Origin of the sequence: Sphingomonas sp. HMP6 (genome assembly GCF_013374095.1) — a bacterium.
Classification (GTDB): Bacteria; Pseudomonadota; Alphaproteobacteria; order Sphingomonadales; family Sphingomonadaceae; genus Sphingomonas.
In genome coordinates, this window is record NZ_AP022672.1 from 1,221,599 (window position 1) to 1,242,064 (window position 20,466).

Annotated in this window: 20 protein-coding genes and 1 pseudogene; 15 read left to right on the forward strand and 6 right to left on the reverse strand. The window is 63.5% G+C overall.

Annotation, left to right across the window (positions count from 1 at the left end; genetic code table 11):
* Positions 1-10: 10 nt before the first annotated feature.
* The 4 genes from leuC (at position 11) to HMP06_RS06210 (ending at position 4,048) form a co-directional block, all read left to right on the forward strand.
* The gene (gene leuC, locus HMP06_RS06195) at positions 11-1,459 is read left to right on the forward strand and encodes a 3-isopropylmalate dehydratase large subunit (RefSeq protein WP_176496306.1); all 1,449 of its coding nucleotides are present in this window, start codon (positions 11-13) and stop codon (positions 1,457-1,459) included.
* 162 nt (positions 1,460-1,621) lie between these two features.
* Positions 1,622-2,455, forward strand: coding sequence for an N-acyl homoserine lactonase family protein (locus tag HMP06_RS06200; protein WP_176496307.1), 834 nt, complete (start codon positions 1,622-1,624; stop codon positions 2,453-2,455).
* Positions 2,455-3,084: a 3-isopropylmalate dehydratase small subunit gene (gene leuD / locus HMP06_RS06205; RefSeq protein WP_176498390.1), complete on the forward strand. Its 630-nt coding sequence runs from the start codon at positions 2,455-2,457 to the stop codon at positions 3,082-3,084. Before HMP06_RS06200 ends, leuD begins: the two co-directional genes overlap by 1 nt.
* Positions 3,047-4,048, forward strand: a complete 1,002-nt coding sequence (locus HMP06_RS06210; RefSeq protein WP_176496308.1) for an NADPH:quinone oxidoreductase family protein — start codon at positions 3,047-3,049, stop codon at positions 4,046-4,048. Before leuD ends, HMP06_RS06210 begins: the two co-directional genes overlap by 38 nt.
* 338 nt (positions 4,049-4,386) lie before the next feature.
* Here HMP06_RS06210 and HMP06_RS06215 read toward each other — a convergent pair whose 3' ends face one another.
* The 3 genes from HMP06_RS06215 to HMP06_RS06225 all read right to left on the reverse strand — a co-directional run bounded on the left by HMP06_RS06215 (position 4,387) and on the right by HMP06_RS06225 (position 7,983).
* Positions 4,387-4,785 carry a response regulator gene (locus HMP06_RS06215; protein ID WP_176496309.1) on the reverse strand — a complete coding sequence of 133 codons (399 nt, stop codon included), beginning with the start codon at positions 4,783-4,785 and terminating at the stop codon, positions 4,387-4,389.
* Positions 4,785-6,221, reverse strand: a complete 1,437-nt coding sequence (locus HMP06_RS06220) for a sensor histidine kinase (protein ID WP_176496310.1) — start codon at positions 6,219-6,221, stop codon at positions 4,785-4,787. Before HMP06_RS06220 ends, HMP06_RS06215 begins: the two co-directional genes overlap by 1 nt.
* A 316-nt stretch (positions 6,222-6,537) precedes the next feature.
* Positions 6,538-7,983, reverse strand: coding sequence for an Nramp family divalent metal transporter (locus HMP06_RS06225; protein WP_176496311.1), 1,446 nt, complete (start codon positions 7,981-7,983; stop codon positions 6,538-6,540).
* 190 nt (positions 7,984-8,173) lie between these two features.
* Between HMP06_RS06225 and HMP06_RS06230 the strand changes: the two genes are divergently transcribed.
* From HMP06_RS06230 to HMP06_RS06250, 5 genes are all read left to right on the forward strand, one after another.
* The gene (locus HMP06_RS06230; protein WP_176496312.1) at positions 8,174-8,497 is read left to right on the forward strand and encodes a DUF1476 domain-containing protein; all 324 of its coding nucleotides are present in this window, start codon (positions 8,174-8,176) and stop codon (positions 8,495-8,497) included.
* Positions 8,497-8,733 (forward strand): BolA/IbaG family iron-sulfur metabolism protein, encoded by a 237-nt coding sequence (locus tag HMP06_RS06235; RefSeq protein WP_176496313.1) that lies wholly within the window; start codon positions 8,497-8,499, stop codon positions 8,731-8,733. Before HMP06_RS06230 ends, HMP06_RS06235 begins: the two co-directional genes overlap by 1 nt.
* Before the next feature lie 4 nt (positions 8,734-8,737).
* Positions 8,738-9,073, forward strand: coding sequence for a Grx4 family monothiol glutaredoxin (gene grxD / locus HMP06_RS06240; protein WP_176496314.1), 336 nt, complete (start codon positions 8,738-8,740; stop codon positions 9,071-9,073).
* Between the two features lie 480 nt (positions 9,074-9,553).
* Positions 9,554-11,215, forward strand: a complete 1,662-nt coding sequence (locus tag HMP06_RS06245) for a thiamine pyrophosphate-binding protein (RefSeq protein WP_176496315.1) — start codon at positions 9,554-9,556, stop codon at positions 11,213-11,215.
* Between the two features lie 145 nt (positions 11,216-11,360).
* The gene (locus tag HMP06_RS06250) at positions 11,361-12,107 is read left to right on the forward strand and encodes a class I SAM-dependent methyltransferase (RefSeq protein ID WP_176496316.1); all 747 of its coding nucleotides are present in this window, start codon (positions 11,361-11,363) and stop codon (positions 12,105-12,107) included.
* 52 nt (positions 12,108-12,159) lie between these two features.
* On the opposite strand, the gene HMP06_RS06255 is transcribed toward HMP06_RS06250, so the two are convergent.
* From HMP06_RS06255 to thiS, 3 genes and pseudogenes are all read right to left on the reverse strand, one after another.
* A complete protein-coding gene (locus tag HMP06_RS06255; RefSeq protein WP_176496317.1) occupies positions 12,160-12,330 on the reverse strand; it encodes a CsbD family protein in 171 nt (56 codons plus the stop codon).
* A 96-nt stretch (positions 12,331-12,426) separates the two neighbouring features.
* The gene (locus HMP06_RS06260; protein WP_232089886.1) at positions 12,427-13,200 is read right to left on the reverse strand and encodes an alpha/beta hydrolase; all 774 of its coding nucleotides are present in this window, start codon (positions 13,198-13,200) and stop codon (positions 12,427-12,429) included.
* A gap of 43 nt (positions 13,201-13,243) precedes the next feature.
* Positions 13,244-14,361 (reverse strand): annotated as a pseudogene (gene thiS, locus HMP06_RS06265) (sulfur carrier protein ThiS).
* Positions 14,362-14,534: 173 nt separating this feature from the next.
* Between thiS and aroQ the strand changes: the two are divergent.
* From aroQ to purL, 6 genes are read left to right on the forward strand one after another with little or no spacing between them, the layout of a single operon-like run.
* Entirely contained in the window at positions 14,535-14,969 is a 435-nt protein-coding gene (gene aroQ / locus HMP06_RS06275) for a type II 3-dehydroquinate dehydratase (RefSeq protein WP_176498392.1), read from the forward strand.
* A gap of 36 nt (positions 14,970-15,005) precedes the next feature.
* Positions 15,006-15,485 (forward strand): acetyl-CoA carboxylase biotin carboxyl carrier protein, encoded by a 480-nt coding sequence (gene accB, locus HMP06_RS06280; protein ID WP_176496319.1) that lies wholly within the window; start codon positions 15,006-15,008, stop codon positions 15,483-15,485.
* 1 nt (position 15,486) lies between these two features.
* A complete protein-coding gene (gene accC / locus HMP06_RS06285; protein WP_176496320.1) occupies positions 15,487-16,839 on the forward strand; it encodes an acetyl-CoA carboxylase biotin carboxylase subunit in 1,353 nt (450 codons plus the stop codon).
* A 2-nt stretch (positions 16,840-16,841) separates the two neighbouring features.
* The gene (locus tag HMP06_RS06290; protein WP_332103025.1) at positions 16,842-17,789 is read left to right on the forward strand and encodes an alpha/beta fold hydrolase; all 948 of its coding nucleotides are present in this window, start codon (positions 16,842-16,844) and stop codon (positions 17,787-17,789) included.
* Entirely contained in the window at positions 17,786-18,142 is a 357-nt protein-coding gene (locus HMP06_RS06295; RefSeq protein ID WP_176496321.1) for an arsenate reductase family protein, read from the forward strand. The genes HMP06_RS06290 and HMP06_RS06295 overlap by 4 nt, the downstream gene beginning before the upstream one ends.
* Positions 18,143-18,183: 41 nt before the next feature.
* Positions 18,184-20,424: a phosphoribosylformylglycinamidine synthase subunit PurL gene (purL, locus tag HMP06_RS06300; RefSeq protein ID WP_176496322.1), complete on the forward strand. Its 2,241-nt coding sequence runs from the start codon at positions 18,184-18,186 to the stop codon at positions 20,422-20,424.
* The last annotated feature ends 42 nt before the right edge of the window (positions 20,425-20,466 follow it).

A 20,466-nucleotide genomic window follows, 5' to 3' on the forward strand; every position in this document is an offset into this window, starting at 1 on the left:
AAGCGCGCGCATGGCCAGCCATCCGCGCACACTTTACGAAAAAATCTGGGACGATCACGTCGTCGAACGGCGCGACGATGGGACGTGCCTGATCTTTATCGACCGGCACCTTGTCCACGAAGTGACCAGCCCACAGGCATTTTCGGGGTTGCGCGCCAATGGCCGCGCGGTGCGCCGCCCGGATCTGACGCTCGCGGTGCCCGACCATAATTTGCCGACCACGCCGCGGCGCGACGCCGCGGGCAATCGCGTGCCGATCGCCGATGCCGAAAGCGCCGCACAACTCGACGCGCTGGAACGCAATACGCACGACTTCGGCATCGACTATATCGACTCGGCCGCGCCCGAACAGGGCATCGTCCATGTCGTCGGGCCCGAGCAGGGCTTCACCCTGCCCGGCACGACGCTGGTGTGCGGCGACAGCCATACCTCGGCGCACGGCGCGCTCGGCGCGCTCGCCTTCGGCATCGGGACGAGCGAGGTCGAGCATGTGCTCGCCACGCAGACGCTGCTGCTCACCCCGTCCAAGACGATGGAAGTGCGCGTCGACGGCACCCTCGGCTTTGGGGTCAGCCCGAAGGACGTGATCCTGGCGATCATCGGGCGGATCGGGACGGCAGGCGGCACCGGCCATGTCATCGAATATACCGGATCGATCATTCGCGCGATGTCGATCGAGGGGCGGCTGACGATCGCCAACATGTCGATAGAGGGTGGCGCGCGCGCCGGTCTGGTCGCGCCGGACGAGGCGACCTTCGCCTATCTGAAGGGCCGCCCGATGACGCCGAAGGGCCAGGATTGGGATCAAGCGCTCGCCTATTGGCGCACGCTGCCGAGCGACCCGAACGCGCGCTACGACGCGCTGGTGAAACTCGACGCGACCGACATCGCGCCGCAGCTCACCTGGGGCACCAGCCCCGAGGATGTCGTGCCGATTACCGGCGTCGTGCCGCATCCCGACAGCTTCGCCGACCCGGCCAAGCGCGACGCGGCACGCAAATCGCTCGCCTATATGGGCCTCACGCCCGGCATGGCGATGCAGGATGTCGGCGTCGACTATGTCTTCATCGGTAGCTGCACCAACAGCCGGATCGAGGATCTGCGCGCTGCCGCCGCCGTCGCGAAGGGTCGCCATGTCGCGGATGGCCTGCACGCGCTGGTCGTCCCCGGCTCGGGCCTGGTCAAACGCCAGGCCGAGGCCGAGGGGCTCGACCGGATCTTCATCGCCGCCGGATTCGACTGGCGCGAGCCGGGCTGCTCGATGTGCCTGGCGATGAACCCGGACAAGGTGCCGCCGGGCAAACGCTGCGCGTCCACGTCGAATCGCAATTTCGTCGGGCGGCAAGGGCCGGGTGCGCGGACGCATCTGGTGTCGCCCGCCATGGCGGCGGCAGCGGCGGTGACCGGGCGGCTGAGCGACGTGCGCGATCTGATGCTGCGCCCTGGGGGGGATGGTTGATGAAGCGCGTTCTGATTCTGCTGATGGTCGGTACCGTGTTGAGCGGCATCGCCGCGTATGCCGCGACCGCCAATTCCCGCCCGATTGGCGCGACCACCGCCAAATAAGCATGGGCGCGCGCGAGGTGCTCGGGTATCACGCGGCGATCCTGGAGACACCCTCATGAAAAAACTGCTGTTCGCGACCGTCGCTGCAACCGTCCTGATGGCCCAGACCGCCGCGCCGACAGCGCCCGCGCCGGTCAAACTGATGCGGCTCGATTGCGGCACCGTGGCCGCGAACAATCTCGATCAATTCTCCGACACGCGCGCGTATGTCGGGCAGAGCAAGCGGCTGACATCGAGCTGCTATCTGATCAAGCATGGCGACGCGTACATGCTGTGGGACACCGGCCTGCCCGCCGCGATGAAGGGCAAGCCGATCGACCCCAAGGCGCCGATGGACGCGACCGTCACCGCCACGATCGTCGAGCAACTCGCAGCAGTCGGGGTGAAGCCCGAGCAAATTTCGAAGATCGGCATCAGCCATTATCATTTCGACCATATCGGTCAGGCCGCCGCTTTCCCCGGTGCGACGCTGCTGATCGGCAGGGGCGATTTCGATGCGTTGAAGGCCGGAGCGCCCGGCACCAGCAAGGTTCCGCTCGCGCCGTGGATCGACGGCACGGCCAAGTCGGACCCGGTCAGCGGCGACAAGGATGTGTTCGGCGATGGCAGCGTGACGATGCTCGATTTGCCGGGGCACACGCCGGGTCATCATGGCCTGCTCGTCCATCTCGCGGGCAAGGGCAATGTGCTGCTGACCGGCGATGTCGCGCATTTCCAGGAGAATTATGACAGCGACGGCGTGCCCGGCTTCAACACCAACCGCGCCGACAGCATCGCCGCGATCGAACGCTTCAAGGGATTGGCCAGGAATTTGAAAGCGACCGTCATCATCCAGCACGACCCGCGCGATATCGCCAAGCTGCCCTCCTTCCCGAATTGGGCCGAATGATGGAACCGGTCACCCAAGTCTCCGGCAAGGCCTATCCGTGGGGCCAGAAGAACGTCGACACCGACGTCATCATCCCCGCGCATTGGCTCAAGACGATCACACGCGAGGGGCTCGGCAAGGGCGCGTTCGAGACGGTGCGCGCCGATCCGGCCAACATCTTCGACGATCCGCGCTATGCCGGATCACCGATCCTGATCGCAGGCGACAATTTCGGTTGCGGGTCGAGCCGTGAACATGCCGCCTGGGCGCTCGGCGACATGGGGATCAAGGCCGTGATCGCGCCGAGCTTTTCCGACATCTTTTCGGGCAACGCCTTCAAGAACGGGATCGTCACCGTCGTGCTGCCGCAAGAAGCGATCGACCGGCTGCTGGAGGTCGCGCAGGACCAGCCGATCAGCGTCGATCTCGAGACGATGACCGTCACCACCCCGTTTCAGGACCGCTTCACCTTCGAACTCGACGCATTCCGTCGCCAATGCCTGATGGAAGGGCTGGACGAGATCGGTCTGACACTGGCAAGGGATACCCAGATTTCGAAATACGAAGCCGGGGTAGCGACACACCGGCCGTGGATAAGCGGAGAACAGGCACATGCGGGCACTTCTGTCGAAAGCAGCGGGCGGACCTGAAACTCTAGTTCTGGATGAGCTGCCCGATCCGGTGGCGGGGCCAGGCCAGGTCGTCGTCGCGGTCAAGGCGTGCTCGATCAACTATCCCGACGTGCTGATCATCGAGGACAGATACCAGTTCAAGCCGCCGCGGCCGTTCGCACCGGGCAGCGAGATTTCGGGTGTGATCGAGAGCGTCGGTGACGGCGTGACCGACTGGGCCGTCGGCGACCGCGTGATCGCGACGACGGGATCGGGCGGGCTGGTCGAGAAGATCGCCCTCCCCGCCGCCGCTTTGTTCAAGCTGCCCGAGGGGCGCACCTTCGCCGAGGGCTCGGCGCTGCTGCTGACCTATGGCACGACGATCCACGCCTTGCTCGACCGCGGGCATCTCGCCGAGGGGCAGACCTTGCTGGTGCTCGGGGCTGCGGGCGGCGTTGGCCTCGCCGCGATCGAACTCGGCAAGGCGTTCGGCGCGCGCGTCGTCGCCGCCGTCTCGTCCGAGGAAAAAGCGCAGGCCGCGCGCGACGCCGGGGCCGACGACACAATCGTCTACGCCCGCGCCCCGTTCGACAAGGACCAGTCCAAGGCGCTCGCCGAGCAATTCAAAGCGGCGGGCGGCAAGACGGGGTACGACGTGATCTACGATCCGGTCGGCGGCGATTATGCCGAACCGGCGCTGCGCTCGATCGGATGGGAGGGGCGCTACCTCGTCGTCGGCTTCCCGGCCGGCATCCCGCGCCTGCCGCTCAATTTGACGTTGCTGAAGTCGTGCGACGTGTGCGGCGTGTTCTGGGGTGCGTTTGCCGCACGCGACTCGGAGGCGAACCGCGCGCACATCGACCGCCTGTTCCGCCTGTGGAAAGACGGCAAGATCGCCCCGCGCGTCACCGAGACGTTTGCGTTCGAGGATGGCGGCAAGGCGATCGCCAAGATGGCGGCGCGGGGCGCAATCGGGAAACTGGTGGTGGAAGTGGCGGCGTAGCGCTGTTCCGGGCAGTCGCGAGAAGTCCCTCGAAAGTCGCGCAAACGACGGTTGATGCACGGCGTCGATGCCTATTATTGTGGCAAAATTCGCGAAGGTCGCAACATCTACGCCCTTTCCAGGTGTGCACATCGGAGAAAAAATCGACGGTTGGAAAGGGCGGGTGCCGAGACTGACATGACCGCCGTGCGTAGGACAGGCGGCATTTCCGTGGTTAATGGAAAGCGAACATTCACACCGACTTGTTGGAGCGCTTTGCTTAACGCGTGCGGCCCGCGTCGCAAAGAATTGCAGGCCGTCGCCGCCGTATTATGGGTCACCTTTGTCTCGCAGAAACGTCAACGTCGGTAAAGTTCAAGACCAAGCGGCGTTGGCGGTAACGGCAATCCTTCGATGACCGCCTCCGCAATTTTAATGGCGCCTGCCAGAGCTTTGTCAGTACACGGCTTCGGCAAACAGCCGAGTGCAAGATCGGGTCTTGGTCCTCCTGGTGGGTTGCCGGTAAAAAATATGCAGAGGACCCCGCTCTTTTGAAGTTCGGCAGCCGCGTCGAGCCCGGAAGCGCCATTTGCCAGCTGCATATCGAAAAATGCGAGTTGTGGATGCGTACTCTGGGACTGATGTACCGCCGAAACTACATCATCCGCAATGCCTACGACTTCATGGCCCATTATCTCTAGCAAAATCTTTAGAGCCGTGGCCACGATAAACTCGTCTTCGACAAGCAAGATCTTCATTACATCGCGTCCTTTTGGTCAGCTGACTGAGGATAGGCCGGCACCGTCAAGACGACTTCTGTCCCAGAGCAATCGCTGTGGATGACTAGTTTGCCGCGCATCTGAGATACGAGGCCTTCGAGAATTTGGCTTCCCATGCCAGGCTTTTTCTCGGCCGTTGACGCAGCAATGCCAGGGCCGTTGTCCCTGATCAACAGCGTCATCTCGTCGCTAGTGTTAACGGCCGAAACCGTTAACTTCGGATTGTCCGAACCCAGACCGTACTTCAATGCGTTGGTCACGATCTCGTTAAAAACCAGAACGAGCGGACTCGCTTGCCGAATATTTATCATAAAATCACCAGAGAAGCACAATTCCAATTCTACGTCGCTTCTTCCTGCCGAGGCAATCAAATCATGTATAATTTCTTCAAGAGCATTTTTCAAATCGACATTTTCGTGAGTTCCACTTTTATAAAGAAGGTGATGAACACGAGCGATCAAGTTAATTTTATCTCGGGCGGCCATGACGGCCGAGCAGGCTTCGCTGTTAACAATCTTTGATGCCTCTATCAGCAGAAATGAATTAACGAGCTGAAGGCTATTCTTAACACGATGGTTTACCTCATAGAGAAGTAGTTCCTTGGCGTGCAGCGCTTCTTTTAAGGCTATTCGGTTTCTATGCTGCTCGTCGATGTCAATTAAGGCGGCGACTCCGCCGGTGACAATTCCTCTGACGTCCTTCACGGGCCGTGCCAAGATCCGGGTCCATGTTTTAGAGCCATCCCCGCGCTGATATTGAATATCGATGCTAGGGTTCTCCTCCCCGCGAAGCATCATCGCGACGAACGGATACTCGGTCGCGTCTACGCGTGAACCATCTTCGTTAAAGGATACCCATTCGCTATAGCTTTGGATGTTAGGTAAGTCGCGTATAGGATGCCCTAGCAGCTGCTCGACATACTTGTTCCCTCCCACAATATTGCCAGAGGGGAACTCAGCCATGATCAGGCCAAGGGGTACTGTTTCAACGATAGTATTAAGCTGCGCCTCCTGATCCGTGAGGCGGTCAACAGCTCTTGCTGCAACCTCAATGATGGCAATGTCCACACCGATAATAAAGCCGAACAAGCATAGTCCGACAATTGCATTAAAGCTAATAGAGAACGGTACCGCTGGGTCAACAAACCAGTACCAGGCCGACAGAACGGATAGCGCTGCGCAGAACGCACCCGCACGAGAACCAGCCAAAAACGCAGATATTACGACTGCAGGAATGAATGTGATGAATGGAAATTGAGGGATCGCCGCGTCGAGCGAGAAGCGAAGAGCGAGCGCGGGTATGAACGCAACAAAGCCGACGCCATAACCGAGCGCCGCGTTGGACCGGAGAACGGAATACCTCGACAGCAGGCTCTGCGGTGACTGACTGCCGCGTGAAAAAGCACTACCGGTCATCACAGATCATATAGCCCCCCTTCGGGGGCATTGGACCCAGCTAGGATCGCTGTCAAGCAAGGGTGAGGCGACCTGTTGGAGCTGTCTCGTCGGTCTCAATCGCCACGCCTGCCATGCCGGATTTAGCCGTATCAGACGTGTGCCCCGCTTCATCAATGACTTCAACATGATCGGGCTCGATCGACACAGTCCAACATACTTCGGGCTTTCGGCATTCGCTCCGTTTTCGTAACCAGCCGGACAGGCATGGTACCCGATCGTCAGAGACTAAGCCGTGGCGTCGGTGGCCGCGAAGGGGCGAAACCGCTCGTCCCCATTAGCCAGCTTCTGCTTGGCCCTGCCCCCGCCACCCGAACCGCACCCACACCGCGAACCCAAGCATCGCCGCCACGCCCGCACAAACCCAAACCGGCCCGATCGTCTCCCACAGCAAATACACGTTGAGCCCCGCGATCACCGTGCAGATCGCGTAGCCCAGCAGCTTCACCCACCACGGATTGGCATAGTCCCCCATCCGCAGCCGTGAGCTCGTCACCATCATCAGCGGGAAGATCGCGAAGGGGAGCTGCATCGACAGCACGACCTGGCTGATCACCAGCAACTCAACGGTATCCTTGCCGCCGGTCGCGGAGATCACCACCAATGCCGGCACGATCGCAATACCGCGCGTTACCAGTCGCCGCAGCCACGGCGCGATGCGGATGCGCAGGAAGCCCTCCATCACGATCTGCCCGGCGAGCGTGCCGGTGATCGTGCTCGACTGGCCCGAGGCGAGCAGCGCGACCGCAAACGCCGTCGCCGCGACACCGCCGAGTGCGGGGCGTAGCAGTTCGTGCGCCTGGCGGAGATCATCGACCACCACGCCGCTGCGATAGAATACGGCGGCGGCCAGCACCAGGATCGCCGCATTGACGAAGAAAGCCGCCCCCAGCGCCAGCACGGTATCGACCGTGTTGAAGGCGAGTGCCGCCTTGACGTCACGCTTGCCCTTGCCGAACGCGCGGGTCTGCACGATCGAGGAATGGAGATACAGATTGTGCGGCATCACCGTCGCGCCGAGGATGCCGAGCGAGATCAGCAGCGCTGCGGTATTCGGGATGTTCGGTGAGATCGCCCCCAGCGCGACTGCGCTCCAATCGGGCTTGGCCAGCCAGATCGTATAGGCGAAGCACGCCGCGATCGTCGCGACCAGCGTCATCACCACCGCCTCGATCTTGCGAAAGCCCCAATTGATCAGCATCAGCAGGATCAGCACATCGACGCCGGTGATGATGACACCCCAGACGAGGGGAATGCCCAGCAACAGGTTGAGCGCCACCGCCGAGCCGACCACCTCCGCCAGATCGCACGCGATGATCGCGATCTCGCAGAGCAGCCACAAAGCGATCGCGACGGGCCTTGGGTAATAATCGCGGCACGATTGCGCGAGGTCACGCCCGGTGACGATGCCGAGCCGCGCGCAGAGGATCTGGAGGAAGATCGCCATCAGGTTCGACGCGAGAATCACCCACAGCAGCGCGTAGCCGAACTGGCTGCCGCCGGCGAGATCGGTCCCCCAATTGCCCGGGTCCATATAGCCGACCGAAACCATGAAGCCCGGCCCGGCGAAGCCCAGCCACTGCCGCCAGCGCGAGCGCTTGGCGTCGCCCGTTTCCCACACCTTCAGCGTGCGGTGCGCCTCGGGCAGCGAGCGCACGAGATCGGCCGCATCGCTGCGGCGGAGAAGGCGATTGCGCGCAGGTCGGTCGGGCACTGTCGCCATGCTTGCGGTAACATCCCAAATCGCTACTCGATCCGCCGCTATAACGGCTCGCGACAATTCAGCTACGCTCAACCAAGCGTTTCGGATGGTGCAGGATTGGTTTTGCGCGACAGGCGCACTGGGCGTTGCGTAGCCGGTCGCGCGCGCTTATCTCAGGCGCGACAATCGAATTGCCCCAGGGGACCGTTACATGAGCACCTTCGACGATCGCGAGCGCGCCTTCGAAACCAAATTCGCCCGCGACGAGGAAGTGGCGTTCCGCATCACCGCGCGGCGCAACCGGCTGCTCGGGCAATGGGCGGCGGGTTTGATGAGCCTCACCAAGGAAGAAGCCGACGCCTATGCCACCGCCGTCGTCCAGGCCGATTTCGAGGAAGCCGGTGACGAGGACGTGATTCGCAAGCTGGTCAGTGACTTGACTGCCGCCAGCGTGACGATCGACGAAGCCGCGATTCGCCGCGCGATCGAGGAGCAGACGGTCGAGGCGCGCCGCCAATTGATGAGCTCCGAATAATGCCGATGGCAGGCGATGAAATCGTCGCGCTGATCGTGGCGGGCATCCCCGATGCAACGGTCGAGATGACCGATCTGGCGGGCGACGGCGACCATTGGGCGGCGCGCGTCACCGCCGAGAGCTTTCGGGGAATGCCCCGGCTGAAACAACAACGCGCGGTCTATGCCGCGCTTGGCGACCGGATGGGCGGCGTACTCCACGCGCTGCAACTGTCCACCGCCGTACCGCAGGAGTGAAGAGATGAGCACCGATCCAGACCAGGTCCGTATCGCCGAATTGGTCGGCAAGAGCGACGTTTTGCTGTTCATGAAGGGCAGCCCGCTGTTCCCGCAATGCGGTTTTTCGAGCCGTGCGATTGCGATCCTCAATCATCTTGGCGCGGAGTTCGACAGCGTCGACGTGTTGCAGGACCAGGGCGTGCGCCAGGGGATCAAGCAATTCTCCGACTGGCCGACCATTCCGCAGCTCTATGTGAAGGGCGAATTCGTCGGCGGATCGGACATCATGATGGAGATGTACGAGAGCGGTGAGCTGGCGACGTTACTGGAAGAGCAAGGCGTCAAGACCGGGAATTGAGCTCTTCAGTGCTCCGGCGGAGGCCGGAGCGCTGGGTTACCAAGGACAGCGCGCGTTTCCCAGGGCTCCGGCCTGCGCCGGAGCACCGCTTATGCTTTGGAATATCGAAAAGCCGGGTCGGGCGGGCCTGCGCGAGACTGAAAGCGCTGGCCCGCCCTGCTGAAGCGGTTACCGCTCGGCGTGACTTGAGTTTTGCATCCCGCGTGCCAGTTTTGGTGAAGCGCGGATTTCGGCGAGGTTGAGTGGTTAACGCGCCGCGCCGTCGCGGCGCTTTGTAAGAAATTCCGACGTTTCACGCCTATCGCTCCACCCCGGCGGAAGCCGGGGCCCAGTTACGCAGCTTCAGTAGGTGAGCTCTGTCCCCGACAGCATCCACCTCCGCGACTGGGCACCGGCCTCCGCCGGGGTGGAGCGAGGGGAAGGTGGAGGGCAAGGGTTGACGCTACCCAAGCCCCGCATCCCCCGCTAGAAACCGAGGCCATGACCACCTCCCCCCTTCCCCGCACCGGCGGGCGTATCCTCGTCGATCAGCTTGTCGCGCAGGGCTGCGACCGGATCTTCACCGTCCCCGGCGAAAGCTTCCTCGCGGTGCTCGACGCGCTGCACGACACGCCCGAAATCGATCTGGTGGTGTGTCGGCAGGAAGGCGGGGTCGGCTTCATGGCGTGCGCCGATGGCGCGCTGACCGGGCGGCCCGGCGTGGCGTTCGTCACACGCGGGCCGGGCGCGACCAATGCGAGCATAGGCGTCCACGTCGCGATGCAGGACAGCCAGCCGATGGTGCTGTTCATCGGCGATGTCGATCGCGGCACGAAGGACCGCGAGGCGTTTCAGGAAATCGATTTCCCCGCGATGTTCGGTCCCATCGCCAAATGGGCCGCCAAGATCGACGACGCCCGCCGCATCCCCGAATATATCGCCCGCGCCTGGAACGTCGCGATGAGCGGACGGCCGGGGCCGGTCGTGCTGGCGCTGCCCGAGGATATGCTGCTGGACGAGGTTGTGGCGGTGGATCGGCCGCGGGTGGAGCGGGTCGTAATCGATACCGATGTCGTCGAGTGGCTAGAAGCAGAACGCCTTATCAATGAGGCGAAAGCGCCCGTCGCGATTATCGGGGGAGCCGGATGGACTTCTGAAACAGCAGAATATGCGGCAAAGGCGGCGAGCGATCGTGGATTGCCCGTGATTGCGGCCTTCCGTCGTCAGGATGCAGTCCCGAACGATTGTACTACATATGCCGGCAATCTTGGATATGGACCCAATCCTCGACTAGTCGAGCGCGTTCGCAGTGCCGATGTCGTTCTGGTGATTGGTGCGCGCCTCGGAGAGGCGACCACCGACGGCTACACGCTCATCACGCCCGAGCACCCCGGTCAGACCCTCATTCACGTCCACCCTGACCCGACAGAACTCAATAGCGCGTATCGTGCGGATATCGCCATCTGCAGCGATGTCACGCAGTTTTGTAAGGGCTTGGAACTCGGTACGACCGAGACCCGAAGCCACGAGGGCGGCGCGGCTGCCCATGCCGAATACCTCGCCTGGTCCACCCCCGCCCCGCGCGAGGGCGTTACCCTCGACCTCGGGCTCTGCGTAGCCGCGATGCGCGGGCAGCTTCCCGCCGACAGTATCATCTGCAACGGCGCGGGCAATTATTCGGGCTGGTGGCACCGCTACTGGCGCTACGGCGGTTATGGCACGCAACTCGCCCCCACCGCAGGCGCGATGGGCTACGGCGTCCCCGCCGCCACCGCTGCCGCGCTCCGCCACCCGGATCGCACCGTCGTCGCGCTCGCGGGGGACGGGTGTTTCCTGATGAACGGGCAGGAACTCGCCACCGCCGTCGCGCACGGCGCGAACATGCTGGTGCTGGTGATCGACAATAGCGGCTACGGCACGATCCGCATGCACCAGGAACGCGAATATCCGGGCCGGATCAGCGGCACGCGGTTGCAGAACCCGGATTTCGCCGCGCTCGGCCGCGCCTATGGCTGCTGGGCCGAGACGGTCGAGACGACCGCCGACTTCGCCCCGGCGCTCGCGCGCGCTATGGCCGAACCGGGCGTACGGTTGCTCCATCTCAAGACCGACATCGAGGTGATCACCGCTGGGACCACCATCAGCCAGATCCGCGGCGCGTGATCGCATTATTGCGAAGTATTGCGCGGCGAACCTAAAGTGTTTCTATTGCAGTTTGGCGTGCAATAGCCGCGCGCGTTAATTTTACTTCAGCAGGGCCCGTGATAGGCGAAGGGACAGTATTCGGCCCTTCTATTTCGAGCGTGTAGTGCCCCAACCAATCACTTCGTCCTATCTGGCCAGGTTAAAGCAAGGTCTTGCCGGTCGATCGCCCGCGCAATTGGGGCAAGCGGCGGTGAAGACCGGCCTTGCGCTGATGAAGCGTGTGACCCCGGCCGCACGCGCGGCGACGCGGGCGGATCAGGCGTTCGACCGGCAATGGGGCACCGATACCAGCCGCCAGATCGGCATGAACGCGCTCGATTTTCCGGTAACCCTGAAAAACGACAGCTTCCATTATCAGGCAAGTGGTGCCCATGTTCTCGATGAGGCCGTCGCGCTCGCCGGGATCGACCCCGCGGATTACGCCTTCATTGATTATGGCTGCGGCAAAGGCCGCGTTGTGCTGCTCGCTGCCGCCAAGCCGTTCGCGCGTGCGATCGGAGTCGAATATTCGGCGCTGCTGACGGACATCGCAGAGGCCAACAGCACCATCTTCGTGCAGCGCGGCGGGGCAAAGGTGCTACCCGAATTCTGGCAGGGGAACGCCGCGGATTATGCACCGCCTGCAGGCGCGCTGTTTTGCTATCTCTACAATTCGTTCGGGGCGGCGATTCTGCGCGGCTGTTTGGACCGGCTGGAGGCGGCGAAGGCACAAGACCCGTCGCGCCCGATCCTGCTCGCGTATATCAACCCGCAATTCGGCGACGCCGTCTCGGCCAGACCGACCTGGCGCGAGCGTACCGCAGCAAACGATATTTGCCTGTTCGAATGCGTGGTGCGGTTCGACCCATGAAAAAGGCCGTCCCGGTTGCCCGGGACGGCCCTTTCTAACCAGGTCGGTCGGCTCAGATATCGTCGCCGAGCGCGCCCTTGACCTTGCCAGCAGTCTGCTGGGCCTTGCCCTTCAGTTCCTGCGCGGCACCGTCCGCCTGCGTGTCAGGATTGTCGCTGTGCTGCTTGGCCTTGCCAACCGCTTCGTTGACGTTGCCTTTGATCTTGTCGACGAGTTCACCCATGGAAAATATCCTTTCGGTTCCGAGCGATACCGCGATCCGGTATCTCCTACTCATGGGATAAAGAACGGTCGAAAGACCAAGCGGTTCCGCGAGCCTTTACGGCGCGACTTTCTTCAGGAAGGACAGCACCGGCAGCCAGTTGGTCTCCGCACCCTTGGGGTCCTTGGCGGCGATGAGCGTCGACGAGCCATGAACCCCGTCGGTCGGTACGTAGCGCGTTACGAGACCCGGCGGCAGCGCACCTGAAACCGCCTTGGCCGCTGCCACTTCCTCGGCATCGGGGGCAGAGGTCAGGTACACCGACACCGTAAGGCGCGCCGCGGCGGCTTCGACCAAATGCTTTTCAGCGAAATACTCACCGGGAGAAAAGGCCAGCACACCCTTGATCTTGAACGTATTTTTGGCTGCGATCGGGAACACCAGCGCCGCGGAATAGCTGCTGCCCCAGACGATCAAGGGCACATTTTGCACACTTGCCCAATCGACCGCTGCCTGCAGATCCTGCGCGGCGTCGAGATAGTCGGGCTTGCCGGTGACATGCCCGGCGGTTTCATTGGGGCCATACAGCCCCCCGCCCGCGCGCTGATCGATCGCCAGCGCGGTGTAGCCTGCCGCCACCAGCCGCGGTGCGATCGTCGCATATTCATCTTTGCTCGATCCGGCCTGGTGGAACAGCAGGATTACCGCCTTGGTGCGCTCGGCCGGGTAAAGCCGGGCATAGACGGTTACGCCGTCCTGCGCTTTCAGCGTCAACGCGCGCGACGGCGCGACGAACGGCGCCGCGGGATTTTGGACCGGCGCGGCCCCGTCGCAGCCGGAGACGGCAGCCACAGCAAGAAACAAAGCGAGCGCGCGGGAAAGGTGCATCATCCCTCCTGTTCGGCCCAGCGGGGCCGCCGGTTACGCGCGGCGCTCAGATCAGTCCGGCGAGCGGGCTCGACGGATCGGCGTACATCCGCCGCCCCATTCTACCCGCCAGATACGCGAGGCGTCCGGCTTCGACCCCAGCCTTCATCGCGGCGGCCATCATCACCGGGTCCTTGGCCTCGGCAATGGCAGTGTTCATCAGCACGCCGTCGCAGCCAAGCTCCATCGCCTGCGCGGCCTCCGACGCGGTGCCGACGCCGGCGTCGACCAACACCGGCACCTTCGCGCCCTCGACGATCAGACGAATCGTCACGCGGTTCTGAATGCCGAGGCCCGAGCCGATCGGCGCGCCGAGCGGCATGATCGCGACCGCACCGACATTCTCCAGCCGCTTCGCCGCGATCGGATCATCGACGCAGTAAACCATCGGCAGGAAGCCTTCCTTGGCGAGGATTTCGGTCGCGCGCAGCGTCTCGACCATGTCGGGGTAGAGCGTGCGCGCCTCACCCAGCACTTCGAGCTTCACCAAATCCCAGCCGCCCGCCTCGCGCGCCAGGCGCAACGTGCGAATCGCCGATTCGGCATCGAAACATCCGGCGGTATTGGGCAGATAGGTGACCTTCTTGGGATCGATGAAATCGGTCAGCATCGGCGCATTGCGGTCCGACACGTTGACGCGGCGCACCGCGACGGTGACGATCTCGGCACCCGATGCCTCCAGCGCGGCGGCGTTCTGCGCGAAATCCTTATATTTTCCGGTGCCGACAATGAGGCGCGAGCGAAACGTGCGGCCCGCAACGGTCCAGGTGTCGGCGGCAACGATCGGGGTGGCGATATTCATTTGAAATTCCAGCTTAAACTTTGTGTTCCTGCGAAGGCAGGAACCCTGGCCGCGAGTGCGACGCCCGCAATCCTACGCTCCTGCCGTCGCAGGAGCACAGCGTGTCAGCCGCCGCCGACGAAATGCACGATCTCGATCTGGTCGCCGTCCTCGACCATCACTTGACCCAGCGTGGAGCGCGGCACGACCGACAGATTGCGCTCGACCGCGACCTTTTCGGGCGCGAGGCCGAGATCGGCTGCAAGGTCGGCCAGGCTCATGCCCGAGCGAACGCGGCGGTGCTCGCCATTGACCTGGATCGAGAGGGTTCCGTCGGTGTGCAACTGCTGACCTTTCCTGCGCGCCCCCACCTGCCGTTCGCTTCGAGCGAAGTCGAGAAGCCAGTCCGAGCGGCCTGTGTCTCGACTTCGCTCGACACGAGCGGATAAGGTGACCAAACGCGATATAGGCGCGGGCGGATACCCCGCAACCAAAAGCGAGCGAGATGACCCAAACGATCCCAGATACGATCTTCGTCCTCAACGGCCCGAACCTCAATCTGCTCGGCACGCGCGAGCCGGAGATTTACGGCCACGATACGCTCGACGACATTGCCGGTCAGCTAGAGGATCGCGCGCGCGAACTCGGCTTCGGCATCGACCTGCGGCAATCGAATCACGAAGGCCATCTGATCGACTGGCTACACGAGGCGCAGGCGCTGCCCGCCAAGGCGGTGATCCTCAACGCCGGGGCCTACACCCACACCTCGATCGCGCTGTACGATGCATGTCGGGCGATCTGCACGCCGGTCATCGAAGTGCACCTGTCGAACCCGCACGCGCGCGAGGCCTTTCGCCACGTCAGCCGTATCTCCCCCGTCGCGCACGGTTCGATCAGCGGTTTTGGCGCGCTTTCCTATCTGCTGGCGCTTGAAGCCGCCGCGCGACTCTGACAGGACGGACGCCGAATAAGGGGAGTTTAGGGTCGCATGGCCGAAGACAAACATCAGGACGCAATGCGGATCGACGTCGATCTGGTGCGCCAACTCGCACAATTGCTCGACGATACCAGCCTGACCGAAATCGAGGTCGAGGATGGCGGGCGCAAAATCCGCATCGCGCGCAAGGCCGCTGCGGTCGCGCAGGCGGTGCAATATGCCCCCGCGCCGGTCGCCGCGCCGATGGTCGCACCGACCGAACTCGGCGCGCCGCCACCCGCCGCTGCACCCTCCGCTGCCAATGCAGTGAAATCGCCGATGGTCGGCACCGCCTATCTGTCGCCGAACCCGGAGGCCAAGGTGTTCGTGAACGTCGGCGACACCGTCGCGGCGGGCGATACGTTGCTGATCGTCGAGGCGATGAAGGTGATGAACCCGATCCTCGCGCCCAATGCCGGTGTCGTGAAGATGGTTCTGGTCACCAGCGGCCAGCCGGTCGAATTCGACCAACCGCTGGTTGTCGTAGAGTAATATGGCCGAGATCAAAAAGCTCCTGATCGCCAATCGCGGCGAGATCGCGCTGCGCATCCACCGCGCGTGCCATGAAATGGGCATCCAGACGGTCGCGGTGCATTCGACGGCCGATAGCGATGCGATGCACGTGCGGCTCGCCGATCAGGCGATCTGCATCGGGCCGCCATCGGCGACCGAGAGCTACCTCAACATCCCCAACATCATCTCGGCCGCCGAGATTTCGGGCGCCGATGCGATCCATCCCGGCTACGGTTTCCTGAGCGAAAACGCCAAATTCGCCGAGATCGTCGAAGCGCACGATATCATCTTCGTCGGGCCGAAGCCCGAACATATCCGCACGATGGGCGACAAGATCGAGGCGAAGCGGAGCGCCGGCGCGCTCGGCCTGCCGCTGGTGCCGGGGTCGGCTGGGCCGATCAGCGATATCACCGAAGCCAAGGCGATCGCCGCTGAGGCGGGCTATCCCGTCATCATCAAGGCGGCATCGGGCGGCGGCGGGCGCGGCATGAAGGTCTGCACATCTGAGGCCGACCTCGAGACGCAGATGCAGCAAGCCGGGAGCGAGGCCAAAGCCGCGTTCGGCGATGCGACGGTCTATCTCGAAAAGTACCTCGGCAACCCGCGCCATATCGAATTCCAGGTGTTCGGCGACGGCCAGGGCAATGCGATCCATCTCGGCGAGCGCGACTGCTCGCTCCAGCGTCGGCACCAGAAGGTGCTGGAGGAGGCCCCCTCGCCCGTGCTGGGCGAGGAAGACCGCGCGCGGATGGGCGGCATCTGCGCCAAGGCGATGGCCGACATGGGCTATCGCGGCGCGGGGACGATCGAATTCCTGTGGGAAAATGGCGAGTTCTTCTTCATCGAGATGAACACGCGCCTGCAAGTCGAGCATCCCGTGACCGAGGCGATCACCGGGCTCGATCTGGTGCGCGAGCAGATCCGCATCGCCGAGGGGCATCCGCTGACGCTGCGGCAGGAAGACGTGCAGTTCCGCGGCCATGCGATCGAATGCCGCATCAACGCCGAGGACCCGCGCACCTTCGCCCCCTCGCCCGGCTTGGTGAAGCAATTCCACGCGCCCGGCGGGATGAATGTGCGCGTCGATAGCGGGCTGTACGCCGGCTACCGCGTGCCGCCTTATTACGATTCGATGATCGCAAAGCTGATCGTTTACGGCACCACCCGCCAGGGCGCGATCCGGCGGTTGCGCCGTGCGCTGGAGGAATTCGTGATCGATGGCATGAAGACCACGATCCCGCTGCATCAAGCCTTGATCGAGGATCCCGACTTCCTCGCCGGGAACTATACGATCAAATGGCTCGAGGAATGGCTGGCGCGGCAGGAGGATTGAGCGTGCTGCGCGTCCTTGGCTATATCGTGCTCGGCCTGATCGCGATCCTCGTCATCGCATTCCTGTGGTTGCGCACGCCCGATACCGATCCCGCCGCGATGCGCGCGAAATACGGCACGCCGCCGTCACAATTCGTCGATCTGGGCGGCGGGTTGACGGTGCATCTGCGCGACACCGGTCCGCGCGATGCGCCGGCGCTGGTGCTGGTCCACGGATCGAACGCGTCGCTCCAGACGTGGGAGCCCTGGGCGGACCGGCTCGGCAAGACCTACCGCATCATCCGCATGGACTTGCCCGGCCACGGCCTGACCGGGGCCAGCCCGACGCGGGATTACAGCGCAGCCGCCTATGTCGGCGTCGTCGAGCGGATCCGCGCGAAGCTCGGCATTGATCATATCGTACTGGCTGGCAATTCGATGGGCGGCGGGGTGGCGTGGCATTATGCGCTGGCCCACCCTGATCATGTCCGCGCGCTCGTGCTGATCGATTCGGTCGGCCAGCCTGAGCCCGGCAATGGCAAGGCACCGCTCGCCTTTCGCATCGCGCGCGTACCGGTGCTGCGCAACGTCGCCGCGCAAATCACCCCGCGCCGCATGATCGCCGACAGTCTGCCCGGCGTGTTCGGCAATCCCAAGCTCGCCGATGCCGCGATGGTCGATCGCTATTGGGAATTGCTCCGCTACCCCGGCAACCGCGAAGCCACGCTCGACCGCTTCGCGCGTCCCTCCGACCGGGCGACCGACGCGCAATTGGCATCGTTGAAACTGCCGGTGCTGATCCTGTGGGGCGAGAAGGACCAGCTCATCCCTGTATCGTCCGGGCAGTGGCTCCACGCCCGCATCCCGGGCAGCCGCCTGATCGTCTATCCCGGCGTCGGCCATCTGCCGATGGAGGAACACCCCGACCAGAGCGCAGCGGATCTGAAGGCTTTCGTGGATGCGCTTCGATGAAGGCAACGATCTGGCATAACCCGGCCTGTGGGACGTCGCGCTCGGCACTGGCGATCCTGCGCGAGACGCCGGGCGTCGACATCAAGGTCATCGAGTATCTCAAGACGCCACCGACGCGCGAGATGCTGGCTGCGCTGTACGCCCGCGCCGGGATCACCGCGCGCGCAGGTCTGCGTACCCGCAACAGCCCGGCGGCCGAGCTTTGCGCCGAACTCGCGCTGAAGGACGCCAGCGACTCTGCGATCCTCGACGCGATGATGCAGCATCCCGCCCTGATCGAACGACCGCTGGTCGAAACCGAAATGGGCGTCCGCTTGTGCCGCCCGGCAGAAAAGGTGCGCGAGATTCTCTAGACGGGCGTGACGAAGCGTAACCACCCCGCTAAAGCCGCGGCATGACCGAAATCACGCCTGAGATCGTCGCCCAGCACGGGCTTTCCCCGGAAGAATATGAGCGTGTCCTGCACGCGCTGGGCCGCGAGCCCAATCTGACCGAGCTGGGTATCTTCTCGGTCATGTGGTCCGAACATTGCAGCTATAAATCCAGCCGTATCCATTTGAAAAAGCTGCCAACCACTGGCCCGCAAGTGATTTGTGGCCCCGGCGAGAATGCCGGTGTGATCGACATTGGCGACGGTCAGGCGGCGATCTTCAAGATGGAGAGCCACAACCATCCGTCGTACATCGAGCCGTATCAGGGTGCCGCAACCGGCGTCGGCGGCATTTTGCGCGACGTCTTCACGATGGGCGCGCGCCCGATCGCCAACCTCAACGCACTGCGTTTCGGGCGGCCCGACCATCCCAAGATGCGCCATCTGATCGCGGGCGTCGTCCACGGCATCGGCGGGTACGGCAATTGCGTCGGCGTGCCGACCGTTGGCGGCGAGGTGAATTTCCACCCGGCCTATGACGGCAACATCCTGGTCAATGCGATGACAGTCGGCATCGCGCAGCAGGACAAGATCTTCTATTCGGCCGCGTCGGGCATCGGCAATTCGATCGTCTATGTCGGCTCCAAGACTGGGCGCGACGGCATCCACGGCGCGACGATGGCCTCGGCCGATTTTGGCGAAGATTCCGAATCGAAACGCCCGACGGTGCAGGTCGGCGACCCGTTCACCGAGAAATTGCTGATCGAGGCGTGCCTCGAACTGATGGCATCCGACGCGATCGTCGCGATTCAGGATATGGGCGCGGCCGGCCTCACCTCATCGGCAGTCGAGATGGCGAGCAAGGGCGGCGTCGGGATCGAACTCAACATGAACGCCGTGCCACAGCGCGAAACCGGCATGACGCCGTATGAAATGATGCTGAGCGAAAGCCAGGAGCGGATGCTCATGGTCCTCAAGCCCGGCCGCGAGGATTTCGCCGAAGCGATCTTCCGCAAATGGGAACTCGATTTCGCGGTCATCGGGACGGTGACAGAAACCGGTCATATGGTCCTGAAATTCAACGGCGAAACCGTGTGCGATATCCCGCTTGCGCCGCTCGCGGATGAAGCGCCGCTCTACGATCGCCCTTCCGCGAGCAAGGAAGAGTATCAGGCGTGGGCCAAGGTTCCGCCGCTCGGCGAAATTCCCGAAGCGAGCGACATCGCCGGCGATCTGCTCACCCTGATGGCCTCGCCCGACATCGCCTCGCGCCGCTGGATCTGGGAGCAATATGACACGCAAGTCGGCGCCGACACGATCCAGCGCCCCGGTGGCGACGCCGCCGTCGTGCGCGTCCACGGCACCCAAAAGGGGCTCGCAATGAGCACCGATTGCACCCCGCGCTATTGCTATGCCGATCCCTATGAAGGCGGCAAGCAAGCGATCGCCGAATGCTATCGCAACCTCTCGGCGGTCGGCGCGATGCCGCTTGCCGTCACCAACTGCCTCAACTTCGCCAACCCGCAACGGCCCGAGATCATGGCGCAGATCACCGGTTGCCTCGACGGCATGGGCGATGCGTGCCGCGCGCTCGATTTCCCGATCGTGTCGGGTAACGTCTCGCTCTACAATGAGAGCAAGGCGACCGGCGGCGGTTCGGCGATCCTGCCCACCCCCGCGATCGGCGGGGTCGGCCTGCTGCCGGATTGGTCCAAGTCCGCGACGATCGCATTCAAGAGCACAGGCGACGTCATCGTCCTGATCGGCGAACGCCGCGGCCATCTCGGCCAGTCGCTATGGCTGCGCGAAGTGCATGGCCGCGAGGAAGGTCTGCCGCCGCCGGTCGATCTGATGGCCGAGCGTCGCAATGGCGTGTTCATCCGCAAGCACATTGCCAATGGCGCGCTGACCGCGGTGCACGACGTGTCCGACGGCGGCGTCGCGGTGACGATTGCGGAAATGGCGCTCGCCGGAAATATCGGCGCGATGCTCCACGCGCCGCTGCCATGCGGGGTCGCGTGTTCGCTGTTTGGCGAGGATCAGGGGCTGTACGTCGCCACCATCGCCGATCATCTGCTGCTCGATACACTCACCGCAGCCGACACGGCAGGCGTCGAAATCGAGCGGATCGGCCGCACGATCGCCGGGCGGATCATCTTCGAGCTACCCGATGACGACCATGTCGTGACGCTTGATCAATTGCGCGCGGCACATGAAGGGTTCTTCCCGCAACTGATGGGGGACGCGACCGCACCGGCCGCGTAACGTAACGGCGGTCGAAGGCGAATATAGCGGGGTACCAACTGC

Excerpts from the sequence above, each read along its gene's own strand:
- leuC (WP_176496306.1), top strand. The coding sequence starts at position 11 with ATGGCCAGCCATCCGCGCACACTTTACGAAAAAATCTGGGACGATCAC.
- HMP06_RS06200 (WP_176496307.1), top strand. The coding sequence starts at position 1,622 with ATGAAAAAACTGCTGTTCGCGACCGTCGCTGCAACCGTCCTGATGGCC.
- leuD (WP_176498390.1), top strand. The coding sequence starts at position 2,455 with ATGGAACCGGTCACCCAAGTCTCCGGCAAGGCCTATCCGTGGGGCCAG.
- HMP06_RS06210 (WP_176496308.1), top strand. The coding sequence starts at position 3,047 with ATGCGGGCACTTCTGTCGAAAGCAGCGGGCGGACCTGAAACTCTAGTT.
- HMP06_RS06215 (WP_176496309.1), bottom strand. The coding sequence starts at position 4,785 with ATGAAGATCTTGCTTGTCGAAGACGAGTTTATCGTGGCCACGGCTCTA.
- HMP06_RS06220 (WP_176496310.1), bottom strand. The coding sequence starts at position 6,221 with ATGACCGGTAGTGCTTTTTCACGCGGCAGTCAGTCACCGCAGAGCCTG.
- HMP06_RS06225 (WP_176496311.1), bottom strand. The coding sequence starts at position 7,983 with ATGGCGACAGTGCCCGACCGACCTGCGCGCAATCGCCTTCTCCGCCGC.
- HMP06_RS06230 (WP_176496312.1), top strand. The coding sequence starts at position 8,174 with ATGAGCACCTTCGACGATCGCGAGCGCGCCTTCGAAACCAAATTCGCC.
- HMP06_RS06235 (WP_176496313.1), top strand. The coding sequence starts at position 8,497 with ATGCCGATGGCAGGCGATGAAATCGTCGCGCTGATCGTGGCGGGCATC.
- grxD (WP_176496314.1), top strand. The coding sequence starts at position 8,738 with ATGAGCACCGATCCAGACCAGGTCCGTATCGCCGAATTGGTCGGCAAG.
- HMP06_RS06245 (WP_176496315.1), top strand. The coding sequence starts at position 9,554 with ATGACCACCTCCCCCCTTCCCCGCACCGGCGGGCGTATCCTCGTCGAT.
- HMP06_RS06255 (WP_176496317.1), bottom strand. The coding sequence starts at position 12,330 with ATGGGTGAACTCGTCGACAAGATCAAAGGCAACGTCAACGAAGCGGTT.
- HMP06_RS06260 (WP_232089886.1), bottom strand. The coding sequence starts at position 13,200 with ATGATGCACCTTTCCCGCGCGCTCGCTTTGTTTCTTGCTGTGGCTGCC.
- accB (WP_176496319.1), top strand. The coding sequence starts at position 15,006 with ATGGCCGAAGACAAACATCAGGACGCAATGCGGATCGACGTCGATCTG.
- accC (WP_176496320.1), top strand. The coding sequence starts at position 15,487 with ATGGCCGAGATCAAAAAGCTCCTGATCGCCAATCGCGGCGAGATCGCG.
- HMP06_RS06295 (WP_176496321.1), top strand. The coding sequence starts at position 17,786 with ATGAAGGCAACGATCTGGCATAACCCGGCCTGTGGGACGTCGCGCTCG.
- purL (WP_176496322.1), top strand. The coding sequence starts at position 18,184 with ATGACCGAAATCACGCCTGAGATCGTCGCCCAGCACGGGCTTTCCCCG.